We start from the raw sequence: 23,102 nt of genomic DNA, 5'->3' as shown, positions 1-23,102 counted from the left end.
AAAAATTAACGCGGGGTTTTTGTCATCAATTTGCTGGGCGATTAAATGCGCATAGCAGATAAGGACTTCGCAAATTTTTCCATCCATAGATAAATTAAGGTAGAGATTACTATGGCAGAAGACGGCTCAACACAATCAGCCAATATTTGGCCACTGCCCAAGTTTCACTTTGAAGTGAAGTGGGATTCGAATGTCATGTCCTTTCAGGAAGTGAGCGGGTTGGATATCCAATCGGAAGAAATTAAATATCGCGCGGGCGACAGCAAACAATTTTCTGTGATCAAAATGCCGGGCATGAAAAAATTCGGCAACGTCACCATGAAAAAAGGCGTGTTTAAAGGTGATAACAAGTTCTGGGATTGGCTCAACCAAATCAAACTGAACACCATCAAACGTGTTCCTGTCACCATCAGCTTGCTGGATGAGAGCAGTGCTCCCACTATGGTGTGGACCCTCACCAATGCTTGGCCAACCAAAATTTCTTCCACCGACTTGAAAGCGGAAGGAAATGAAGTAGCCATCGAAAGTATTGAAATCGTCCACGAAGGCCTGACCATTGCAAACAGCTAATGGTTTAGGCGGGCACTAGTCGATGTCTGCTGCAGCAACTACCTCAGAAGGCGGTTTATACCCGCCTTCTGCGTTTTATTTCAAAGTGGTTTTTGGCTCTGGCAGCGAAGGGGTCGATTCATCATTTCAGGATGTCTCTGGCATTTCGTTTGAAATGTCTACTGAAGAGGTACCTGAAGGCGGCGAAAATCGGTTTGTGCACAAATTGCCCACGGCGATCAAGCAAAGCAATCTGGAATTAAAACGCGGCATAGCACCAGCATCCTCACCGCTGGTGGCTTGGTGCAAAGAAGTGATGGAGGGCGATTTTATCGCCGCCATAGTACCGCGCACCATCAGCGTGTATTTGCTCAATGAAAATGCCGAACCTATTCGCGGATGGACCTTTGCTAATGCGTTTCCTATTAAGTGGGAAGTGGAGGGTTTTAACTCCACCAAAAATGAAGTGGCAATCGAAAAAATTGTGTTCAGTTACACCTATTCCAATCGCGTGATGTAATTTTTATTGGACGACTGACGTAAAAATTTCTTTGCTAAACAATCACTCTGCGATAAACCCATCATGGCTATAGAAATTAAACAACTGTTGATTAAATCCAATGTCGTGGATGATGCGGATGACGAGAGCGCCGAAGAGCGCGACGCTATGAGTGCAAGTATCAAACAGGATGTGATCAATGAATGCCGGCGTTTAGTACTTGAAATGCTCAGCGATAAAGGGTTGCGTTAAATCATGACCATCGCCAACGGCACCAAAATAAAATTAAAAATTTCGCCCTGCGATGTCAACGACGGCATCGCCACCGTCAATGGTGACCCGGCTTTTGAAGCGCTGATCAACCCGGCCGGCTACACCCATAGCTCATCGATTATTTATGCGGAAAATCAGGCGCTCGGGCCAGGTAGCGAAAAAAAATACAGTAAATCCAAGCCGGACAAAATTGAATTCAAAGAATTGGTATTGGATGGCACCGGTGTTGTCGAAGGCACAACAGGCAGCGTGCGCACCCAGATTGCACTCTTGCGCAAAGTAGCCTACGACTACAACGGCTCAGAACATGAACCACCCGTGGTAGAAGTTTCCTGGGGGCCATTACTATTCAAAGCGCGTATGGAAGCCTTGAAAGTCAATTACACGCTGTTCAAACCCAGCGGCGAACCATTGCGCGCAAAAATGGATTTAACATTTACCGCGTACAAAAGCACCGAAGAAGTTTTTCGCGAAGCGAGCCTCGAATCGCCAGACTTAACCCATCTGGTCGAAGTTAAAGCAGGTGATACTTTGCCTATGTTGTGCTACCAAATTTACAAAGACAGCTCTTATTATCTCGCCGTTGCACGACTTAACCAGCTCAATAACTTTCGCCAGCTGCAACCCGGTCAGCTGTTGCGTTTTCCTCCGCTGGTGTAATTCATGGCCGATTCTCCTCTTAAAAGCAGCGATGGTGTAGTCAGCTTTAACGTACTCTGCAGCGGCAACGCCATTGCAACCACTGTTGAAGTTGTATCGATAGAAATTCAACACTGCATCAACCGCATCTCAACCGCCACACTGGTGATCAATGATGGCGATATGCCCAATGCCGATTTTCCGCTGAGTGCCGGAGCCACCTTTAAACCCGGCACGGAAATAAAAATTCAGTTGGGTTATGACCAAACACTGACCGATGTCTTCAGCGGCGTCATTATCAAACACTCGATTAAAATCAATGGCAACAATGCCGCACGTTTGATTATTGAATGCAAAGACAAAGCACTGGCGATGACGGTGGGGCGTAAAAACGCAAACTACATCGACAAAAAAGACAGCGATATTATGTCGCAACTCATTGGCAACTATTCCGGGCTCACCGCCAGTGTCACCGCAACCACCGTGCAACACAAAGAGCTGGTGCAATTTTACTGCAGCGATTGGGACTTTATGCTCGCGCGTGCCGAAGCCAACGGCATGCTGGTAACGCTCGACGCTGGCACCGTTACTGTAAAATCACCCGAGGTTAGCGGCAGCGCCGTACTTTCACTCACGTATGGCATCGACATCATCGATTTCAGTGCTGACCTGGATGCACGTCATCAATTCCAAACTGTCACCAGCAATGGCTGGGATCTCGCCAATCATGCGCTGCAGCAAGGCACCGCCGCCACTGCCAGTTTAAATACCCAGGGTGATATCGATTCTGCCACACTCGCCAGCGTAATCGGTTTGAGTGATTTCCGTTTGCAAAGCAGCGTCCCGCTCGAATCGGGTTTCCTCACTAATTGGGCTAAAGCGCAACAATTAAAATCCGGCCTCGCACGCATTCGCGGCCATGTCAGTTTTCAAGGCAGTGCGTTAGCCAAACCCGGAACTCTGATTGAACTCGCCGGTGTTGGGACGCGCTTTAATGGCAACATTTTTGTCAGCAGCGTCAATCACTCCGTTGTCGATGGCAACTGGACGACACGGGTAGAATTTGGCATGTCGCCCAACTGGTTTACCGAAACGGCCGACACCATGGCACCTGCAGCCGCAGGTCTGACCCCTGGCATCAGTGGATTGCACATTGGTATCGTAAAAAAACTGGATGCCGATCCAGAAAGTCAGCACCGCGTGCAAGTATCGATTCCGGAAATGAGCGCTACTACGGATGCTTTCTGGGCGCGGCTCGCCAATTTTTACAGCTCCAATAGTTTTGGTGCGTTTTTTATTCCCGAAATTGGCGATGAAGTGGTACTCGGTTTTTTCAGCGACGATCCATCGCATCCGGTCATTTTGGGCAGCCTTTACAGCAGTAAAAATCCTCCGCCCTATACACTCGCGGCAGAAAATAATACCAAGGCCATAGTCACACGCACCAAAATGAAAATGGAATTCGATGAAGAGAAAAAAATCATCACCATCATTACACCGGGTGCCAACAAAATTGTGATCAGCGACGATGGCAAATCAATTTTGTTGCAAGACCAGAACAGCAACAAAGTCACACTCGATTCCGCCGGTATCACACTCGATAGCCCCAAAGATATTACCCTTAAGGCGCAAGGAAAAATTGTGCTGAATGCCACGGGCAATATTGAGGCCACGGCGCAAATGGATATCAAACAAACCGGATTAAATATCACCAGCACCGCCAATATCGGTTTCACCGCAAAAGGCAACGCAACGGCCGAAGTTTCCGCATCGGGTACTACCACCATCAAAGGGGCGATGGTGATGATTAACTAGTTATTTAACAAACCCACACATTAACGACCAAACAGTTTTAGCGATAAAAAGGAAATTAAAAAAATGCCACCTGCAGCACGAATTACCGATATGCACGCCTGCCCTATGTTTACTGGCCCGGTCCCGCATGTAGGTGGGCCGATTAGCGGCCCCTGTGTTCCCACTGTGTTGATTGGAAAATTACCTGCGGCAGTAGTCGGGGACATGTGCGTCTGTGTCGGCCCGCCCGATTCCATCGTCAAGGGTTCGGCCACGGTAATGATCGGCGGCAAACCGGCCGCACGCATGGGAGACACCACTGCGCACGGTGGCAATATCGTGCTGGGATTACCCACCGTCATGATTGGTGGATAACGAAAACCATGAGCAATAAATCGTTTCTTGGCACTGGCTGGAGTTTTCCACCGCAGTTCACTAGTAAGGGGTTGGTGACAGTCGCAGCGGAACAAGACATTCACGAAAGCCTGCTGATTTTGTTATCGACTACACCCGGCGAGCGTGTCATGCAACCGCTCTACGGCTGCGGTTTGAAAGCCCATGTGTTTGACACACTCAACGAAAGCAGTTTTGCTGTTATGCGCGATACGGTTGAAAAAGCGATTTTATTTTTTGAGCCACGCGTTATCGTCGAGCGTATTGACGTGCGCGATGATGACTACCGCGAGGGCAAGGTACAAATCCATGTGTATTACCGGGTCCGTGCGACAAATAACCGCTACAACCTGGTATATCCCTTTTATTTTAATGAAGGCAGTAATCTTGCAGGCTAAGTGTTTTATTTATTCATGCATATCTGCACACCGGCAGGTAGCGCCATGAGCCAGACGCAGGCCACGCCCGGCCTTGTCTCGCAATTGCATGTGCGCGATGGCATGAGCCAGCAGCGCCGCGCTTTGCCGGCGCTGGAAAAAAATTATTTCAATGTCGATGAAATGTCATTCGAGCAACTGCTCACCCAAATGCAGGACTATGCGCGCTTGGTGCAACTACCCGGCGTGGAATTTTTACCCGGCGATATAGAGCAACTATTGTTTGCACGCGACGAAATTGTAGTGATGGCACAAATACTCGCGCTCAATATCGATAGTTTGGAAACCCAATTTAATCTACGTTTGCAACAGGAAATCGACAATGAAGAATGGGCTTTGGGAGAAACCCACAATCCCGCATCAGTAGTTGGGCTAGCACGGCTTTTAGATCGCTGGTTAAATTTATTGAAGCACCCGCAAAGCAGTGCGGGCGAAAGTCTTTATGGATTGATCGAAAGTGTAGTACTGGGTTTAGCCAAAGAACTCTATCGAGTTCATGGGTTTATGCCCGACCGGGTTAAACAAACGCAGCAATTTTCAGAGCAATTTATGACGCTGATTACTGCGGGGGGCCAGCCTGATGAAATTGCTGCACCAATCAAAACTCCGGTTGCACTCAATATCCACTCACTTTATGCATCGCTGCTAAAAGCAGCTGATATGGTGCAAGCCAGCGCCCGGCAATTATTGCCCGATTCCATGCACAGCAAAAATCACGATCCCGCGCTAGCGCTGCGTATTGCGTTTGTCACGCTCTACCAAAAACTACAAACGCGGCTGAATCATTTTACACTGGATTTTATCGATTTTTATTTTACCCAGGTGCTGCAAGCCAAAACACGACCGATCCAACCGGACCATGTTTATCTGGTATTTCAACCGGGCGCCAAAGAGCGGGAAATTCACTTACCCAAGGGCACAGAATTTTTTGCCGGTTTGGATAACAATAGCCGCGATATTGTGTACGCCTCCATTGAAGATGCGATTGTCAACGACGCCCAGGTACAGCAGCTATACAGTTTATTTTTTCCGCGCACCACTTTTAATTTAAAACAAAATCCCAGCCCGCGTACCAGTGTTACACTCGCGGATGGGTGCTGGCTGAATGCCTTGGCGATACAACCCAATGCCGATAAAAAACTGCGCGATAAAATAATTGCCCAACCCTTTTTTGGCGCCGGTCGCCAACGCACTACCAGCGATGGCCGCGCGAGTGACGCGGCCACCAGTGCACGCCTCGGCTTTGCCATCGCCAGCAATGTACTTTTGCTGCGCGAAGGCCAGCGCTATATTTGCGTCGATTTGGCCTTTGAAGAAGTGGCACGTGAGCCCTGGAGCAAGCTACAGAAAATTCTGCGTCACTTACCCAATATCAAAGACAGTATTGCCGATGATAAAGCCAAATTTTTTGCCTATTTCAGCAAATTATTCCAATTATCCTTAACCACCATAGATGGTTGGTTGGACATCAGCGAATACAAACCGGCCTACTGCGACACCGACAACAGCGTCAAATCCAATTGCCTGCGCCTGGGTTTTTATTTACCCGAAGGCTGCCCGGCCATTACTGCTTACAACAGCGCGGTGCATGGCGATTCACTCACCAGCTCGCTACCCGTATTGCGTTTCACACTCAAAGAAAATTATTTGCAGTATCCCTATGACATCCTCCGGCGTTTAGTACTGCGCGAAGTGCGTATCCAGGTAGATGTCAAAGGTTGCCACGATGTGCTGTTGCACAATAACATCGGCCAGTTATCGCCGCTCGCGCCCTTCGCCCCCTTTGGTCCACTTCCTGATATAGGCTCTTATTTTATTGTGGGCCACGAAGAAACGCGCACCAAACAATTGCTCGATCTCGATGTGGATATTGAATGGAACAGTTTACCCACGAGCGCTGGCGGCTTTAACAGCTGGTATCGCGGTTATACCCTGGCAAAAGATAATCAACAATTTGTTGCCAGTGTTAGTGTGCTGGTAGATGGCCGCTGGCAACCCGCAGCAAATGACTCCGGCCGCTACCAACCACTGTTTGATTGCGGATTAAAAAACGGTTCCCCGCAAGTCAGTGCACATAAAAAATTGTCGGCCGCCGCCGCAATTCCTTTTTACAAAGCACAAGACCAACAACAAGCCAAGCGACCATTTAGTTATTCGCCGCTCACGCGCGCTGGATTATTTAAATTCACCTTGCAAGGGCCGCTCGGTGCATTTGGACACCGCGAGTACCCCAATTTACTGGCCGATGTATTGACACACAATGCACGCGTAAAACATCCCCGTTTTGCCAAGCCCATTCCCAATGCACCCTACACCCCGGAGATCAGCTCGCTACGGCTAAATTATTCTGCAGTATCTACACTGACATTGGCCGATACCGGGCGCGATGACGATCCTTTCTACAAAGATCAATTTTTTCACTTGCATCCTTTGGGATGGGAAGCCATATCACCACTGCGCCACCCGCGTTTGTATTTGTTGCCCCAGTATCCCGACAACGGCACGCTCTACCTCGGGGTCGCTGCGAGCGATATCCAACAATTGAGTTTATTTTTTCATTTACAAGATAATTCACTACCGCTCGATGAAGAATTACTTGTACAAGCACAAAGCGAATATAAACAGCGCGCACTCACACCCGCTGCCTTGGTGAGCTGGTCTTACCTGAGTGACAACCAATGGCGCCCGCTGAATCCACGTTACATCCTCGGCGATAGTACCGAAGGTTTTATGACCTCCGGTATTGTCACACTGACGATGCCGGAAAAAATGACGACGGCCAATACGATCATGCCGGGCAATTTGTATTGGTTAAAAATCAGTGCCAACAAAGCCCTCACTCATTTCAGCGATATCTACAGTGTGTATGCGCAAGCGGTGCAAGCCTCCTGGGTTTCCGGCACTCACCCCGCCAGTGAACAACCCATGCAATTACCACCCGATACTATCAAACGCACGCGCCAGACTATTGCGGGAATTACCGGCGTCAGCCAAATTACCCGCTCCTTTGGTGGAGTACCCGCTGAAAATCAAGCGCACTTGCGCACGCGTATCAGTGAACGCTTGCGCCATAAAAATCGGGCGCTAACACCGCTTGATTACGAAATGTTGATCTTGGAAAAATTTCCGCATATTTATAAAGTGAAATGTTTTGCGAACCTGCGCAGTAATCACCACAACCCCATTTGCCCCGGGCATTTGTTGATCATTCCCATTCCCCATCACCCGACCAACAATGCATCGGATTACAAACCCTGTTTTGACGGCCATTTGATGCTGGCCATCAAAGAATTTATTCAGCCACTTACACCTGCACGTGTGCAGGTAGCGGTGGAAAATCCGGTTTATGAAGAAATCCAGGTGCGCTGCGCGGTGCAATTAAAAAAAGGCTTGCACACTGGCCGTCACCATAATTTATTAAATCAGGCGCTGTGTGATTATCTTTCGCCCTGGCAGGCGCAGGGCAATGCTGTGCATTTTGGGTGGAGCATCAGTGAGCAGGAAATAAAATCCTTTATTCATAATCTGGATTACATCGAACACGTTACCGATTTTTCGCTCTTGCGCATTGCGCCGCAGGGCGATGGTTTTTTTATTTTGGACGATACTGCCAGCAGCGACACGCATCACTTGCAAACCCTGCATCCGACTTACGCCTGGAGTACCGCTGTACCGCTACAGCATCATTACATCCAAGCCCTTGACCAACCGCTCCAGATCCGCGCCCAGCGCACCGGTGTGGACGAGCTGGAAGTGGGTAGTACTTTCATTATTCCCGAATAGGCCATGTGATGGAAAAACTAGACAGAAATGCGCTGAAAAATAAATTTAAAAAAGGACGTATGCCCTCGGAGCAGGACTTTTCCAATTTGATCGATTCCATGGTCAATATTCTGGAAGAGGGCTTTGATAAAACCAGCCGCGATGGTTTAAAAATTTCGCAGCTCATGGGTTCCGGTCGACTGTTGAGTTTCTATAAAAATATTGCTGTGGAAAGTCCGCAGTGGTTTTTGGAATTGAGCACCAGCGAAAACAAATTGCATTTTGGGACGCCGCAAAGCCCACGTGTACTTAGCCTTTATAGTCAGGGCAGTGGTAGTGACGGACAAAACAATCTACGAGTTGCAGTGGGCATTAATAAAGAAAATCCACAAACCACACTCGATGTGGAAGGTACCATTGCCTCCAGTGGGCGTATGGGCAAAGTGGGCGATATGGCTGCGCCCGCTGACGGCGAATGGCACGACATCACCAGTGCACTCACCGGCTGTGAAGCTTTTGAAGTTGTCGCCGGGGTAGGTGGGCAAGACGCCGATGGAAAATACGCGCTGGTACATGCAATTGCATTAAATACGTTTAATGGCAAAAGCAGCATCAATACCCAGGACGCACACTTCGGCAACAAATGTAATCGCCTTGAATTGCGTTGGCAGCCAGTACCCGAGCAAGGCCAATTCCATTTCAAATTGCAAATACGTGCGCAGTGCTCCTACGGCAAAAATATTTGGATCAACTATCACATCACCCGTCTGTGGTTTGATCCTCTAATGCTTGAAAGCAGCCGTGCACCGGAATAAGGACAGCTATGATGAACGCATCCAGTGAATTGCATTTTTATCTGACACTCGAGCAGAGCAGCCTGTTGTTAGAAGCGCTAGTGGAGCAGCCATTTAAAAAAGTATTTGACATCATCGGCCAGTTAAATCATCAGGCGCAACAATTCTATCAAACGGGGGCAGTACAACATGCACCAGCACTGTTTGTTATTAGCGCAAGCGATTTCAGTGTCTGTGTGCAAGCATTGGGAGAATTGCCGTACAACCGCGTCTGTACGCTAGTCAATTATTTACACCAGCAATTGCAGGCGCAACACGCGACCGATGCAAAACAAAATGCCAATTCGTTAGCATCAGGATCGCAGTAATGAGTTCATCCGATGTCATCCAGCGTTTGCAACAGGATGCAGACGGCCTCGACTTCGCCAGCTTGCGCGCCGATGCGATTGCGCGCGCGCAAGAACTCGCCGGCAATATCTGGACGGATTACAACCTGCACGATCCCGGTGTCACCATCCTCGAACAACTGTGTTTTGGATTGACTGAACTCGCCTATCAAACGCGCGTGCCGGTCGCGGATTATCTTGCCAATGAACGCGGCTTGATTGATTTCAATCACTACGCACTTTATAAACCACACGATATTTTTCCCACACGCCCAATTACCGCCGAAGATTATTGTAAACGCCTGCTCGACGACATTCCCGAAATTGACGCACTTCAGGTTGCTACCCTCGCAACGGGAGAGGGTTACCAAGCGTGTTTGTACAACATTTCTATCAAATTGCTGGAACCACTGACTGGCCCTGCTTATAGCGATGAACAAAAGCAGCAAGTTGTACGCCGTGTGCGCAGCGTGTTTGTCAAACATCGCAACCTTGGTGAAGATCTCGCAACTGTCAGTATTGAAGAAAGCAAACCCTGTTTTTTACGCGGAGTGATTGAAACCAACGGCAAACGTAACCAGGCTGATATTTATGCTGATGTTTTTTTTCAGGTTGCACGTAAAATTTCGTCCAACATCCGTATTGAACGCTATGAAACTATGGCGCAACAAATGGATCTGGCTGATATTTTTAGCGGTCCGTTAACACAACACGGCTATATCTATAGCGAACACCTTAACGCCCATAAAAGCACGAAAGCACTGGAAGAATTGACTGGCCTAGTCGCTGCTATTGAGGGCGTTAAAAAAGTATATCGATTGGAATTAGTTGATGAACTAGGCAAACCTCTGGACACCCAGACAATTGATAACCAATCATTTTTTTTAAAATTTCCCGCGGAAGCTCAACAGCAAGAATGGCTTAAGATTGATTTCAATCCAGGTAAAACGACAGACCCCGCCGGAGTTGTCAAAACGCGTGGCGACAATATCGAACGGTTAATGGAAGAAACCCGGCGCGCACTACAAAAATTGGAATTTGAATACCGTGCCTTCCGCAACAATAAAACTAACAGCACACATTTTTATCCCTTGCCGCAAGGGCGTACACGCCGGAACTCGGCTTATTATTCTATTCAGCACCATTTCCCCAGTGTCTATGGCATCAATGCAGCTGGTGTGCCTAACCATGAAACTGCAGCGCGTAAAAAACAGGCACAACAGCTCAAGGCCTATCTCTATCCTTTTGAACAACTCATGGCCAACATGTTGGCGCATATCCAAAACCTGCAGCATTTATTCAGTTTGGGTGAACGCCCCAACCACAGTTATTTTGCCGAATTTCTGGACAACCAACATATCCCTGACTTTGCCCTGCTCTATCACAACAAACGTATTGGGTTAAACGATATTCAGGATATACAAGCGCGCCACGACCCGGCAACCGACCGCAAAAGCCGTGCGCTGGATACCTTACTCGCGATTTATGGTGAAGAGTTTTCGCAGGAAGCCCTGCTGCATTTTAATTATTATCATGAAGCGCAACCGGACTACTGGGCCATAGATAATAAAATCCGTTACTTGCAACATCTGGTCGAAACCAGTAGCGGGCGTTCAGCCGCATTCGATACCAGTGAAGCGCATTGGCAAGCGAGCAACCTCAGTAGTTTGCATAAAAAAATCAATATTTTATTAGGTATACAACAGCTCGATAGCCTGGTTCCGCTATCACAGTGCTTTAACAACAACCAAATACATCTGGTCGACGACCAATTACTCGATCAGGTGCCAGATCCAACTGAAACAGACGCGTTAACCCCTAACACTGACGCACAAACAGTACCTGCGCTAAAGGCAAAGCAGCAAGAAAAATTATCGCAGTGGAGTTATACGCCCAATAAAAGTTTGACGCTCTGCCCGGCAATGATTATCGAAGGTACCACTATCGATGCCTATCGGTTGCAGCCGGTGGAATCCGGTGAGGCAGTTGCGGTGTATTTTTATTCGCAGCGGCTCAATCGCCGCCGCGAATTAAAAAAAGCGGATGATCGGGTGCAAGCCATTTCCTATGTGCATAAATTTAAAAAAATTATTACCGATATCAATGCCGGAGCCGAAGGTTTTTATCTTCTGGAGCATATTTTATTGCGCCCACGCGGACAGCAAGTAAACGCCGAAGACAGTGATTTTTTTGATTGTCGGGTGAGCTTTATTTTCCCGAAATGGACCGCGCGTTTTGCCAATCCCGCCTTTCGCCAGTTTGCGGAAAAAACCATTGCCAACCATATGCCGGCCCATTTATTTCCGCAAATTTATTGGTTAGATCTGCCCGCAATGACAGATTTTGATGCCTGCTACCAGCCTTGGCTTGAAAGGCTACAACAATATGAACAACAACAATTGCTACACGAGGACGGCAACACCGAACAACTTGACCGTTACGCACAACAGCTGCGCAAGTGTTTGGCGCAATATAAACCCTCGGCCGCCTACTGGATTTAAACCATGCATCCCGAGCATCGCATCGACGAATTCACTCTCGACCTGTCGTTCACTACGACCAGGCTCGCTCGTCGTGAAAAAGCCGGGTTAGTTAGTTGGATCAGCGAGGAGCTATTGCCCGCACTCGATAGATTATTTTCACAGTATTCGCCTCACACTCAGGTGCTGCGATTTGAAACCCTCGAATTTGATTTGGGCAAGCTGGATGCGCGTCACTACCAACAGCAGATCCGCGAGCAATTGCTGGAACAATTCACGCGTTTGTTAAAAAGCCAGATGCTCGCACTCGACCCTCGCGCGCTCAGCAATCCACCACTGGTGCCATTGATTCCAGATGCGCATGCTGCATTACAGCAATTAATTGCCTATCTCTCCACCGGCAATATCACAGCGCACTATGCATTTAGTCGCACCGGTAATGAAAAAGACAAGGGGCAGTCGCGAGGAAAAATTCACCAGCAATTATTTGAGCAAGTTATTGCCCAACAGGATATAGCCGAATTATTGCGCCAATTTCCTGCACGCGAATTATTGGTAGCGCGCTTGGTAAAACAATTTAGCGCAGCGCAGCGTTTGGTATTATTGCGTCAGCTGGCACCACAACAACTGCTGCAAGTACAAACGCTGTTGGATTTATTGGAATTTATCGGACAGCAGCAAGCATTTTTGCCGATTGTTACCTCACAAGTAAACGAATTTTTAACAAATCATGTTTCGGCAGCTGTTTCAATAACGGCAGCCCAAGTATTTGCATCCAACCCGACAGCATTGCAACAACAACTCTGGCACCAGGTATTACTGCTTGCATTGGAATCTCCTGGTGCCAGTGAAACCGTTTGGTTAACTCGTTTACTGGACAAGCTCGCCACCAGTTTGTCAATTAGTAAGGTGCAACTGGGCGAATTTTTTCTCGCCATCCCGTTGCCGAAAGCCTATGCACATCCTCTTAAACACCTGCAGGCGCGCATCGCTCAGTTAATTCAGTCGGTCAACTCATACAGGGAAACACAGCAGCATGAAACGGGCAATACCGACAAGCTTATCCTCGATACCACGGCTGATGTAAACACTGGAAGGCATTTTAAATATTTACTCGTGCCGCGTAAGCAGCAGCTCTCTGCCCAAACCAACCCGCTAAGGTCATTGATTTTTAGGGGCACCCGCGTTCGCGAGTACGACAATCAGTTTATTTTACAAAGTGTCCCTGGCAACGCCGACGTTAATGCCCAACAAAATTCCATTGCATATCTACCAACTGGAAACTCGCCCGCTGATTTATTACCGGAGAATGTAGTAAATATTCCACGCACATTGTTGCAACAGAAAATTTCACAGGCATTGGTTAGTGCTGATATCCATTTATTAGAAACCATCTGGCCAACGCTGGTTGCACGGGAACCGGCGCTATTGCTCTCCGCGTTGCAACACTATTTGCCCCAAGCTGAAATTCGCCAGCAGTTGATGATGCAACTACCCCTGTCAATGCAGGCCGATATGATTGGATTTTTAGCAACCGACATAAAACCCCTATTTTTGCGCTTACAGCAAATGGCTGACCAGCTGGTTAGCACGCTGAATGTACAGATCGGTAGCGACAATAATTTTGTATCGATTGACCCAGCATTGCCTGATGACGCTGATAAAATCAGCAGTGAATCAGCAGCACATTTACAACGTCGCTTGTGGGAATTAGCGGTGGGCGTGTTATTAAGCCCCTCTCCAGCAACAAGCTCAGCAGTTATTAACGCAAATCCTGAAGTTTTTTTACACCGGCTAATAGAAGACTATGCCCATATAAATTCACTGAATGCTCAATACCTCCAGCAGCTATGGCGTCAGGTAATACAGACAGTGTCTGTTGAACACACCAATACTTCCCAATACACCGTTGCCCAGCGGACGAACGAAACGCGCATCGATAATCAGCAACCTTTTTCCGCTGTTTCGCTAACCAGTTTATCCGCCGAGCCACTACCGGAAAATGCTTTGCCGCGCATCGCATCAGCACACCCGGATTTACATAATGTTAGCGACCATCAATTATTTGATCTCTGCCTGCGTTTAAAAAGCGGAGCAGTTTCCTGGCCGCAAATTTCATTTGACGTTGCATTGTTACAGCGCATGATCGATAGCTACATTCGCGTGGGGCATAGCGCCACCGCCGAAAACAGCCGGGATTTTATTGCTGCTATCGATCATCAAGCTGCAGCAACTCATGCACCGGTGGACTTTTACCGCGCCGTGCTGCAGGCATTGATCGCTGATAAATTGGTGGACCTTGAAGCAATTGCCAGCGCGATAGCAAAATCATCACCGCCAATCGACGCTATCAGCAGAAGTGAAATTAATCCCCCTCAAACACCAACGGCCAATACAATAATAGCAGCAGAGGTTGTTCGCGCTGATAGCGATGATGCACAGACGCAGTTTACTGATAAGCAATTTTACGCAACGGAAGCTGCGGGGACCGACGTCAAATTGAGCGTCAGCGATGTTGTTGAAGAGAAAGCGGTATTAACAATAGATACTGCCGTTACAAATAACACTTACTCTTTGCCACTAGAAATAAAGGAACATGTACCGACCAATATCACTGCAATTAACGAGTCGCTGGAAACAAATAAACAACCACATAAACAGCTGCAACAATCGCCTGATTCTGAATTGTTTGTTAACGCTGCATATACCAATGCACAATACAGTTCTCTTGCTTTAACTGCATCCACGGATACCGGCGCTGCAACCACTGATCAGACAATAACAATTAACCCACTGGCTACCACGGCTGTAGGGCACATCAATCAAAATCAGAATAATGATGGCAATAAAGATTTGCAAAATGTTCAAGCCCAGATGAATACAGATAGGACAACGCAGTTATCAAGCATGGAGAGCGCTCTACTCAAAACCCAATACGTGCAAATTCAACCGTCGACACTACAAACTCATTTGCAATCCCTTTTGGCCACCGCACAACCATTTCTACACTTACAACAACTGCACTTAAGTAAAGATCAATGGCAGGAAGTTTGTAGTGAATTAATTGTGCACCAAGCCATTATGGATAATGACGCTGCGGTTGATTTACTGCAGTCAATTAAAACCTTTGCGCAGCAGGCACTAAATACTGCAGGTTATTATCGCAAAGTTGTGCACGCGCTATTGCAGCAGCAATCGCTTGATCTTGAATTATTTGCCAGGGCCCAAAGTGACAATGTACAACACAGTTCTCTTGTTTTAACTGCATCAACTGGCCTAAGTCAGGCAATCACAGACGCTCAAACAGCAGCAAAACCGGTAACCTCAACAGCTAACGGGTACGCCAGCCAAAATGCAGATATTGCTAGCGACAAAGATCTAGCAGCAAACCAATCACTAATCGATACTGAAAAAACACCGGTGTTATCAGACAACGACGATAATGCTCAACTCGAAACACAACACACACAAGCTCTGCCGTCGAGCATACAAACTTCCGTGCAAACCCTTTTGGCGGCTGCACAACCGCTTGAACACTTGCAACAACTGCACTTGAATAACGATCACTGGCAAGAAATGTGTAACGACTTAATTTCTCGTCAAGCTATTATTGGCAAAGACGCTGCTGCTGATTTATTACAGTCAATCAAAACCTTTGCACAGCAAGCACTAGATTCCGCTAACTATTATCGCAAAGTCGTAAACGCCTTGTTACAGAAGCAACCTATTGATCTTGAATTTTTTGCTACATTCTCTGGTGATAATGCACAAGCGCATGTTGACGCTTTAACAAACTCCGCAACGATGGCAGCTGACCGTCAAACAACTCACAACCAAACAATTAATTTGCATAACAGGACGACCAATCATCTGGCTGCTGATCCTGATATAGATTCCCGGGACAATAGGGATGGACCATCTACAATCCGGCCGCCAGAAATTTCACCAATAACTAATACACAGATTCCGCAATTAACAGGGGGCGATGATTCCTTGCGCAAACCCGTTATATCCCTTGCCCAATTATTGAGCGTAGAAGCCACATTCACGCGCGAACAACTACTCGTCTTACAGCAACATATTAATTTTTTACTTCAGCACGCAACTACAAATGTTGTTAGTGAATGGCTGGAATTATTGGGTGAGATAAAACATCACTCACCATTAATCCGCGCAGTGCCAGCGCATTTATTGCATCAAATTGTCATGCGCTTGCAACCCAAGAGTTATCCACCTTTGGATGCATTGGTAAAAGTGGTAAATGAGGCAATTGCACTGATAGCGGTTGATACCACTAGCCTTTCTCTTAAACAGGCCAAATGGGAATTTATTTTCCGCACTCTGTTTGTTTTACGCCCCTCGACATTGGATAAAAAACAAATTACTGACTCTCTGTGTCAGATTTTTGCAACAGCTGTTGGTATCGACGATGTGCAACGCCTGCTCAATCTGGCTGAGCGGCGCGCGGCACTGTTAACGCCACCGGCACGGCAACAACCAGCAATACGATTGCAAGATCTGCAGGTCGCGCAAAAAACGACAGAAAATACTTACCCTTGGGAAGCTGGGATTCCCGTCAACAACGCAGGCCAGGTATTGGCGGCTGCATTTATGCCACGGCTGTTTGCCATGCTGGAATTAACGCAGGAAGGAAAATTTGTGCACCCAGGAGCAGCAGACCGTGCTGCGCACTTGGTGCAATTTATGGTGAGCGGTGAAACACATACGCCGGAATACGAACTGACCTTAAATAAAATTTTGTGTGGTATCAGTACCAGCTTGCCAATCAGTGAAGGTATCCAGCTCAGCGAGCACGAAAAAAATATCATCGAGCAAATGCTCACCAGTATGATCCAACATTGGAAAGTGTTGGGTTCAACATCGATTGCCGGTTTACGCGAAACTTTTTTCCAGCGTCAGGGCTGGCTATTACTGGAAGAAGATTGTTGGCGCTTGAAAGTGCAGGAGCGCACCTTTGATATGTTGCTCGACCGTTTACCCTGGAGCATTTCGCTGATCAAACACAGCTGGATGGATAAACCTTTGCGAGTGTCCTGGCGCGATCAATCTTGAACAAAATGTTAATCCAATTTACATGAGCAGACCAAACACCATGACCATTAGCCAAGCCAATGCCATCACACTCGAACAGGAACTTGCCTGGTTTGATGCTGTGTTGAATTTGCGCTTTACCCATTATTTTGGTACGCCAGAGACGCAACACGCAACCGCAGATGTACGCAGCCTCGCACCACCGGATTTGTCCAATGACCCATCACCTTACGCGCAGATTGTGCGGGACTATGCGATGGGCTTTGATGAGCGCTTGGTGTTTTTATTGTGTTTGATTCCCCATCTGCGCCCACAAGCGCTGGATATTTTTTTCACCCAGAGCCCAATCACTGGTCGTACCTATACAGAATTTGGCGGTTGGCGCGGTAAAGCTCACAGCGGTTTTTTGCCCACCGCGGAGACGGCTGTCTTTATTCTGGCCGGGCAGGAATTACAACGCCGTTTTGCCACTTTGCAATTATTTGATGACCAACATTATTTTCTTAAACAGCGGCTAATCAAACTGGAACATCAAGCCAGTGGTGAACCTTTTTTAAATGCCACGATTTCGGTCACCGCCGAATTTTTGCATCGCTGCACACATGGACAAGTGCACAAACCCGATTACAGCATTGAATTTCCAGCAAAATTGATTGCCAGCAAACTCACCTGGGATGACTTGGTGCTGGGGCGCGATGTAATGGATGAAATAGAGCATTTGCATACCTGGTTGCGCCACAGCAAATCGCTGGTAAAACACTGGCGATTGGAAAAATCGATTAAAGCGGGTTATCGCAGTTTGTTTTTCGGGCCACCCGGCACGGGTAAAACACTTACCGCCACACTGCTAGGTGCGAGCGTGGGCGTGGATGTCTACCGCATCGATTTATCCATGGTGGTGTCAAAATACATCGGAGAAACAGAAAAAAATCTCGCCGGTGTATTTGATCAAGCCGAAAATAAAAACTGGATTTTATTTTTTGATGAAGCCGATGCACTGTTTGGTAAGCGCACACAAACTAGCAGCTCCAATGATCGTCATGCTAACCAGGAAATTTCCTATCTGTTACAGCGGGTGGAAGATTTCCCCGGTGTGGTAATTCTTGCCAGTAACATCAAAGCCAATATCGATGAGGCCTTTGCACGTCGCTTTCAATCGATTATTTATTTTCCACTGCCCGATGAAAGTGAGCGTTTGCGGCTGTGGAAAAACCTATTACCGAATAACGAACTGCTGGCGCAGGATGTGGATTTACCTTTTCTCGCCGATAAATACGAACTCTCGGGCGGTTCACTTACCAACGTTGTGCGCTACGCGGCTATCCGCGCCACACGCATGAACCGCAACCGGCTTGAACAAGCCGATCTGTTGCAAGGCATCAATAAAGAACTTCTCAAGGAGGGGCGTACGCTCTAACTGCCATGACCAGTGCTTTTTATATCAAATGGCCGCTCTTGCTGCTCGGGTTGATATTCCCGCTTGCATTAGCTGCGCAAACATTGCCCGAGGGTGCAACACAAAATAAAGATAAATGCCTCGGTTATGAGCTGGAATATAAACGCTATCCCAAACCGGTGATTGCACAGGTACAAGCAGATATGTATCAGCTGTATCATCAGGAGAGTGATTGGCAAACCGATGCCAGCCGCAAAGGAAAACCGCTTAACGATGGCATACTCGGCCCAATTACCTGGTCGTGGATGCAGCGCTTTTGTAAAAACTTTGCATTGGATAGCACCCATGATGTCGTCGCAACCTTACCGCTGCGCGCGCGCGCAATTGCAACATTTTCTTTACAGCACCGCGACGATGTGACAACCCTAATCAGCATCCCTTTTGCACAATGGGCAGTTTCGCATATCACCGCGTGTGAATTGGATACCCAACAAACACTTGCGCAGGGAAGCGATAGCGATTTGCAAAAACTCGTGCGCTGCTACCTGCAACCCGAGCCTCAAGCTGCAGCTGAACCAGAACCACTGACAGTTATTGATCCCTATCAACTTTATGTATTGCGCGCCGATGATTTTGAAGCTATGGCGGGCGCAGTTGCAAAAGTGTCCGCCGCCGATATGGCGATAACGGCCATCGCGGGAAAATCATTTCCCGATAAATTATCGGCCATTGCAGAAATCAATGCACAACTTGGCAAATTATCTCCCGATGAAAGCAAAAACATTAGCGCTAAACTCAGCACTCACATTCTTGCGCACAAAGAATATGTAATCACCGATAAAGTACTCAATAATTTAAGTCAGCAGGGCATTAGTGATGCGCTGTTTGAAAACCTGACAACACTGCGCGATAAAACATTTACCGATCAGAAAGAATTCAGCAAGGCCATCACCGCAGCGATAAAAACAGCAGCATCTGCCGTTGCTTCTATAGCGGCAACATCAAGTGAGGTATCCACGAGTTCCTCCCCTGCGGCAGACGCAGCACCAACACCAAATGTCGATAAGCTGTTATTGCAAATCCAGTTGGCGAGCGAACAAGAGTTTTACCGCTTGGATGAAGCCGCTGCACAGGCACTGCTCAGCACCAGAAAACCCGTAGCGGCTGCGGTAATCAAGTTATTGGAAACACTTAAGGATATTGAATACCCCAGCGCCGAATTATTGGATCTTGCGATCAAAAATAAAATTCTCAAAGCCGCGGGCATTTGTAAGCTCGATAAATCCAATACACTTGATACCCAATTGGGTAATCTGGAACCATCTGAAACGGCGGCGCTTTTTAATGACATAAATCAGCATATCGCCAGCGAAGCATCGGACACTATCAAATATTGTAACGAAGACCACATTCATAAATTGGGGAATTATTACCGCAGTCAACTGCAGCCCGTAGTCGCACCGCTCTACAGCGAACCCATGCCCCCCTATACCAGCAAACCCCTGTTGTGGAACGGTGGAGGCAAAGACTGTGGTTGTGTACGCAAAGAATTACAAACCACTGCTTATGGCATTTATCCTTACTGGAAGACCGGTGCTGCTACACAAGCATTTGATTTCAGTACATTCAATCGCGTTGCCTATTTTGGCTTGAGTGCGGGCGATAACGGCAAGCTGATACAAATCAATAGCCGTCCTGGCAGTAAAACCTTGCTCGATGATAATAGCGATCAGGCCAAGGCATTTATGCGCGAGGCGAGGCGCTATGGCAGTAAAGTGGATTGGATAATTGAAAAAGAATTTTCGTCTGCACCTGATTTGCAAACCGACGCTGGTTTAAAAATATTTTTTGATAATTTAAAAAACCAACTTGTGCAATTACTCGGCACACCGCTTACCGATGCGGGTTCGCGCTTGCGTCCATTGATGACGCTTGGTCTTGCGGCACAACCGACGAATGGCGATGGAGTTACTTTCTATTTTAAAAATTTCCCGAGGGACGCTTTTGCCAAAGACAGATTTGATGTTTTTTTTAAGGAATTGAAAAGAGAATTGGCAAAGTTGGATGAGACGCGCGATCGCTGGAATGGGATAAAAAATCACACTTACGTCAATATCATGACCACGCAATCCGAGTTCTTGCGCGCTGGTTCTATATTTGGCGCAGGGCATATCGATTTCTTAACCCAGGTTAGTAAATATTCTGACGATAACTTGTCGATCCCGGAAATTCAAGAATCTGTCAAAACCTTGGTAGTCCTGCTACTGGAAGATCCCTATTACAATGCGCTCGATGAAATTTATGCGGTAACCACTAGCACCGACCGCACTATTATTGCACCGCTGATGTTTACCGATTATTCGGAGATGGATGTAAAAGCTGATGGCAATTCCACGCGGCATCAGATTGACGAGCGACAAAAACGCCTTGCCTACATTCACGAAAGTTTTGGCGGCGGCGGCTTCTGGCCAATGATCGAATATGCCAACAGTAGCGACGGCAAAGATTATTCGGTTTTCAATAGTTACATCGGTAAACATTTTTCACCTGGCTACAACGAATCACTCTGGAATGAAACCCTGTGTGGCTATCGCTGGTTACTCATTGCAACAATGAACATTTGGCTGTTATTGGCGCTCGCTTATTTAGTCATTATTTTTTATGTGTATCCACATCGTTGTAAAAAATTACCGGTTTATATTCGCTGGTTATCACATCCACTTGCAGTTATCACGTTGCTCCTGCCACCTATAGTGTTGTGGGAGTATTTAATTGTGGTGGATCCATTATTTAACATTCTGAATTTATCCAGCCTGTTAGGTTTGGTTGTCGTCGGCTTGGCACTCAGTGCAGGTGTGAAAGCCATTAAAGCGCTTAAAGAACAAAGACCTAACCGTCATTTATTGCAATATCAAAAAACCGCCGCTGTTCCACAGCGACAACCCGCATCCACCGTTGAGGCGAATGATGTGGAAGATAGTGAAACAGTACAGGATGTTGAAAAATAAGTTGCACACTGCAAGTGTTTTGAACTTTACTCACATTAATCAGATGCAAGGAATAACCCGGGAGCAAAACCATGGCTTACACCAGTAAACAAACGGCACGCGAAACCCAGGCAGCGGAAGATGCTGCCGCAAAACAAACTGCACCGGCCTTTACTGACCAGCGCGTATCCACCGGTGTTCAGTTACAGCAGCAGCAGATGATGCACACAGCACAGGCCAAGTTCGCAACGGCGCAACGTGCAGGTGTTGAAGAGGAAGAACCCTTACAAGGAAAATTTGCACCAGTACAACGCGCTGAAGAAGAGGAATTGCTGCAGGGTAAATTTGCAACTGCACAGCGCGCGGGAGTGGAGGATGAAGAACCGCTACAAGGCAAATTTGAAACTGTACAGCGGGCCGAAGAAGAGGAGTTATTACAGGGAAAATTTGCAACCACCCAGCGCGCAGGTGTCGAGGAAGAACAACCACTGCAAGGTAAATTTGCGACCGCGCAATTAGCTGCCGAGGAAGAACTATTGCAGGGAAAATTTTCAACAGACATAAGTTCACAGGCTATCGCCCAACGCGAAGAAAAACCCAATAACACTGGCCTACCCAATCAACTCAAAAGCGGTATTGAATCCCTCTCCGGTATGAGTTTGGACAACGTAAAAGTTCACTACAACTCCAGCAAACCTGCACAATTAAATGCACACGCCTACGCGCAGGGCAGCGACATCCACGTCGCCCCCGGCCAGGAACAACATTTACCGCACGAAGCCTGGCACGTTGTACAACAAGCGCAGGGCCGTGTAAAACCCACGACGCAAATGAAAGGCACATCCGTGAATGACGATGTGAGTTTAGAAACCGAAGCGGATGTGATGGGGGCTAAAGCTGCTCAGTTAAAATTGAAGAAAGTTGATACTTTTGTAGACATTCCCTCAGGAAAAGGGACTGCTCAGTTGTATGATGTTGTGCGCGGTGGAACCTGCTTGGAAGATCAATTTGTAAAAGGTTCTGGAGTATCTGTGGGCGACGAAGGAAAACTAAGTGGTGTGTCCACGCAAAGTAAAGATGGGGTGGACCGGAATACGCTTTGCGGTTTTTTTAAAAATGGACAAGTAGGCGTCGCGGACAGTTCTGCCGTAACAGCAGCTGGTGGAGAACTAGTACATGATGGACATGCAAAAAATCCGAACCATGCAACGATTAATGGTTTGACAGGAGCAAAATTGGAAACGTTGTTTACACCAACAATCCCCAACCCGAACAAAAAAAAGTAATAGAACAAAAAATCAGCTTTAAAAAAGGGAGAGATCTATGAAACGAGCAAAGTTATACGTGGATTTTAATGAAATGCTTGATGACAACTTATGCCTGCTTTCTAAAGAAGACAAAAAATTAGACAGCGAAGGCAATATCGTACAATTATTTGAGGGATTAGAAATTGATGTTTATATGGATGATTGCGACGAAAGTGGTATGCCTGATCCTTTGATTGCCAGTGGCAAGGTAGAAATGAATACGAGCACTGATTGGTCATCTCATGTTAAGTGGTGCGTTCGCATAGATGAAAAAGGCATTCAGCGATCGTCTCAACAATAGCCTTTCAAGTATCATTTCCACAAACCTAGTTTCCAAAATCAAAAGGCCAAAAA

16 protein-coding genes are annotated in these 23,102 nt (G+C 47.2%); all 16 read left to right on the top strand.

Annotated features, from left to right (window positions below; genetic code table 11):
* The first annotated feature begins 111 nt into the window (after positions 1-111).
* The 16 genes from J2X05_RS04650 to J2X05_RS04575 all read left to right on the top strand — a co-directional run bounded on the left by J2X05_RS04650 (position 112) and on the right by J2X05_RS04575 (position 23,049).
* The gene (locus J2X05_RS04650) at positions 112-570 is read left to right on the top strand and encodes a phage tail protein (RefSeq protein ID WP_310069275.1); all 459 of its coding nucleotides are present in this window, start codon (positions 112-114) and stop codon (positions 568-570) included.
* 22 nt (positions 571-592) lie between these two features.
* Positions 593-1,069, top strand: coding sequence for a phage tail protein (locus tag J2X05_RS04645; protein ID WP_310069274.1), 477 nt, complete (start codon positions 593-595; stop codon positions 1,067-1,069).
* A gap of 63 nt (positions 1,070-1,132) precedes the next feature.
* Entirely contained in the window at positions 1,133-1,300 is a 168-nt protein-coding gene (locus tag J2X05_RS04640; RefSeq protein WP_310069271.1) for a DUF5908 family protein, read from the top strand.
* Between the two features lie 3 nt (positions 1,301-1,303).
* Complete coding sequence (locus J2X05_RS04635; RefSeq protein WP_310069268.1) at positions 1,304-1,981, top strand: CIS tube protein; 678 nt, start codon at positions 1,304-1,306, stop codon at positions 1,979-1,981.
* A gap of 3 nt (positions 1,982-1,984) precedes the next feature.
* A complete protein-coding gene (gene vgrG / locus J2X05_RS04630) occupies positions 1,985-3,775 on the top strand; it encodes a type VI secretion system tip protein VgrG (protein WP_310069262.1) in 1,791 nt (596 codons plus the stop codon).
* A gap of 63 nt (positions 3,776-3,838) precedes the next feature.
* Positions 3,839-4,129 (top strand): PAAR domain-containing contractile injection system baseplate protein, encoded by a 291-nt coding sequence (locus J2X05_RS04625; RefSeq protein ID WP_310069259.1) that lies wholly within the window; start codon positions 3,839-3,841, stop codon positions 4,127-4,129.
* An 8-nt stretch (positions 4,130-4,137) separates the two neighbouring features.
* A complete protein-coding gene (locus J2X05_RS04620) occupies positions 4,138-4,545 on the top strand; it encodes a gp25 family contractile injection system sheath assembly initiator (protein ID WP_310069257.1) in 408 nt (135 codons plus the stop codon).
* Positions 4,546-4,590: 45 nt separating this feature from the next.
* Positions 4,591-8,367, top strand: coding sequence for a baseplate J/gp47 family protein (locus tag J2X05_RS04615; RefSeq protein ID WP_310069254.1), 3,777 nt, complete (start codon positions 4,591-4,593; stop codon positions 8,365-8,367).
* Between the two features lie 8 nt (positions 8,368-8,375).
* Entirely contained in the window at positions 8,376-9,161 is a 786-nt protein-coding gene (locus J2X05_RS04610) for a contractile injection system tail -fiber like adhesin (RefSeq protein WP_310069251.1), read from the top strand.
* Positions 9,162-9,169: 8 nt separating this feature from the next.
* Positions 9,170-9,508, top strand: coding sequence for a hypothetical protein (locus J2X05_RS04605; protein WP_310069249.1), 339 nt, complete (start codon positions 9,170-9,172; stop codon positions 9,506-9,508).
* Complete coding sequence (locus J2X05_RS04600; protein ID WP_310069246.1) at positions 9,508-12,027, top strand: contractile injection system baseplate wedge protein; 2,520 nt, start codon at positions 9,508-9,510, stop codon at positions 12,025-12,027. The genes J2X05_RS04605 and J2X05_RS04600 overlap by 1 nt, the downstream gene beginning before the upstream one ends.
* A 3-nt stretch (positions 12,028-12,030) precedes the next feature.
* On the top strand, positions 12,031-17,079 hold the full coding sequence (locus tag J2X05_RS04595) for a contractile injection system tape measure protein (protein ID WP_310069244.1): 5,049 nt from the start codon (positions 12,031-12,033) through the stop codon (positions 17,077-17,079).
* Between the two features lie 40 nt (positions 17,080-17,119).
* The gene (locus J2X05_RS04590; protein WP_310069241.1) at positions 17,120-18,475 is read left to right on the top strand and encodes an ATP-binding protein; all 1,356 of its coding nucleotides are present in this window, start codon (positions 17,120-17,122) and stop codon (positions 18,473-18,475) included.
* Positions 18,476-18,480: 5 nt separating this feature from the next.
* On the top strand, positions 18,481-21,462 hold the full coding sequence (locus J2X05_RS04585) for a hypothetical protein (protein WP_310069237.1): 2,982 nt from the start codon (positions 18,481-18,483) through the stop codon (positions 21,460-21,462).
* A gap of 71 nt (positions 21,463-21,533) precedes the next feature.
* The gene (locus J2X05_RS04580) at positions 21,534-22,727 is read left to right on the top strand and encodes an eCIS core domain-containing protein (RefSeq protein ID WP_310069235.1); all 1,194 of its coding nucleotides are present in this window, start codon (positions 21,534-21,536) and stop codon (positions 22,725-22,727) included.
* A gap of 37 nt (positions 22,728-22,764) precedes the next feature.
* Entirely contained in the window at positions 22,765-23,049 is a 285-nt protein-coding gene (locus tag J2X05_RS04575; protein WP_310069233.1) for a hypothetical protein, read from the top strand.
* Positions 23,050-23,102: the final 53 nt, after the last annotated feature.

This window comes from Cellvibrio fibrivorans, assembly GCF_031457055.1.
In the GTDB taxonomy this organism is placed as follows: Bacteria; Pseudomonadota; Gammaproteobacteria; order Pseudomonadales; family Cellvibrionaceae; genus Cellvibrio; species Cellvibrio fibrivorans.
The sequence above is the reverse complement of the archived record's forward strand: the minus strand, read 5'-3'. Positions and strand labels throughout refer to the sequence as shown.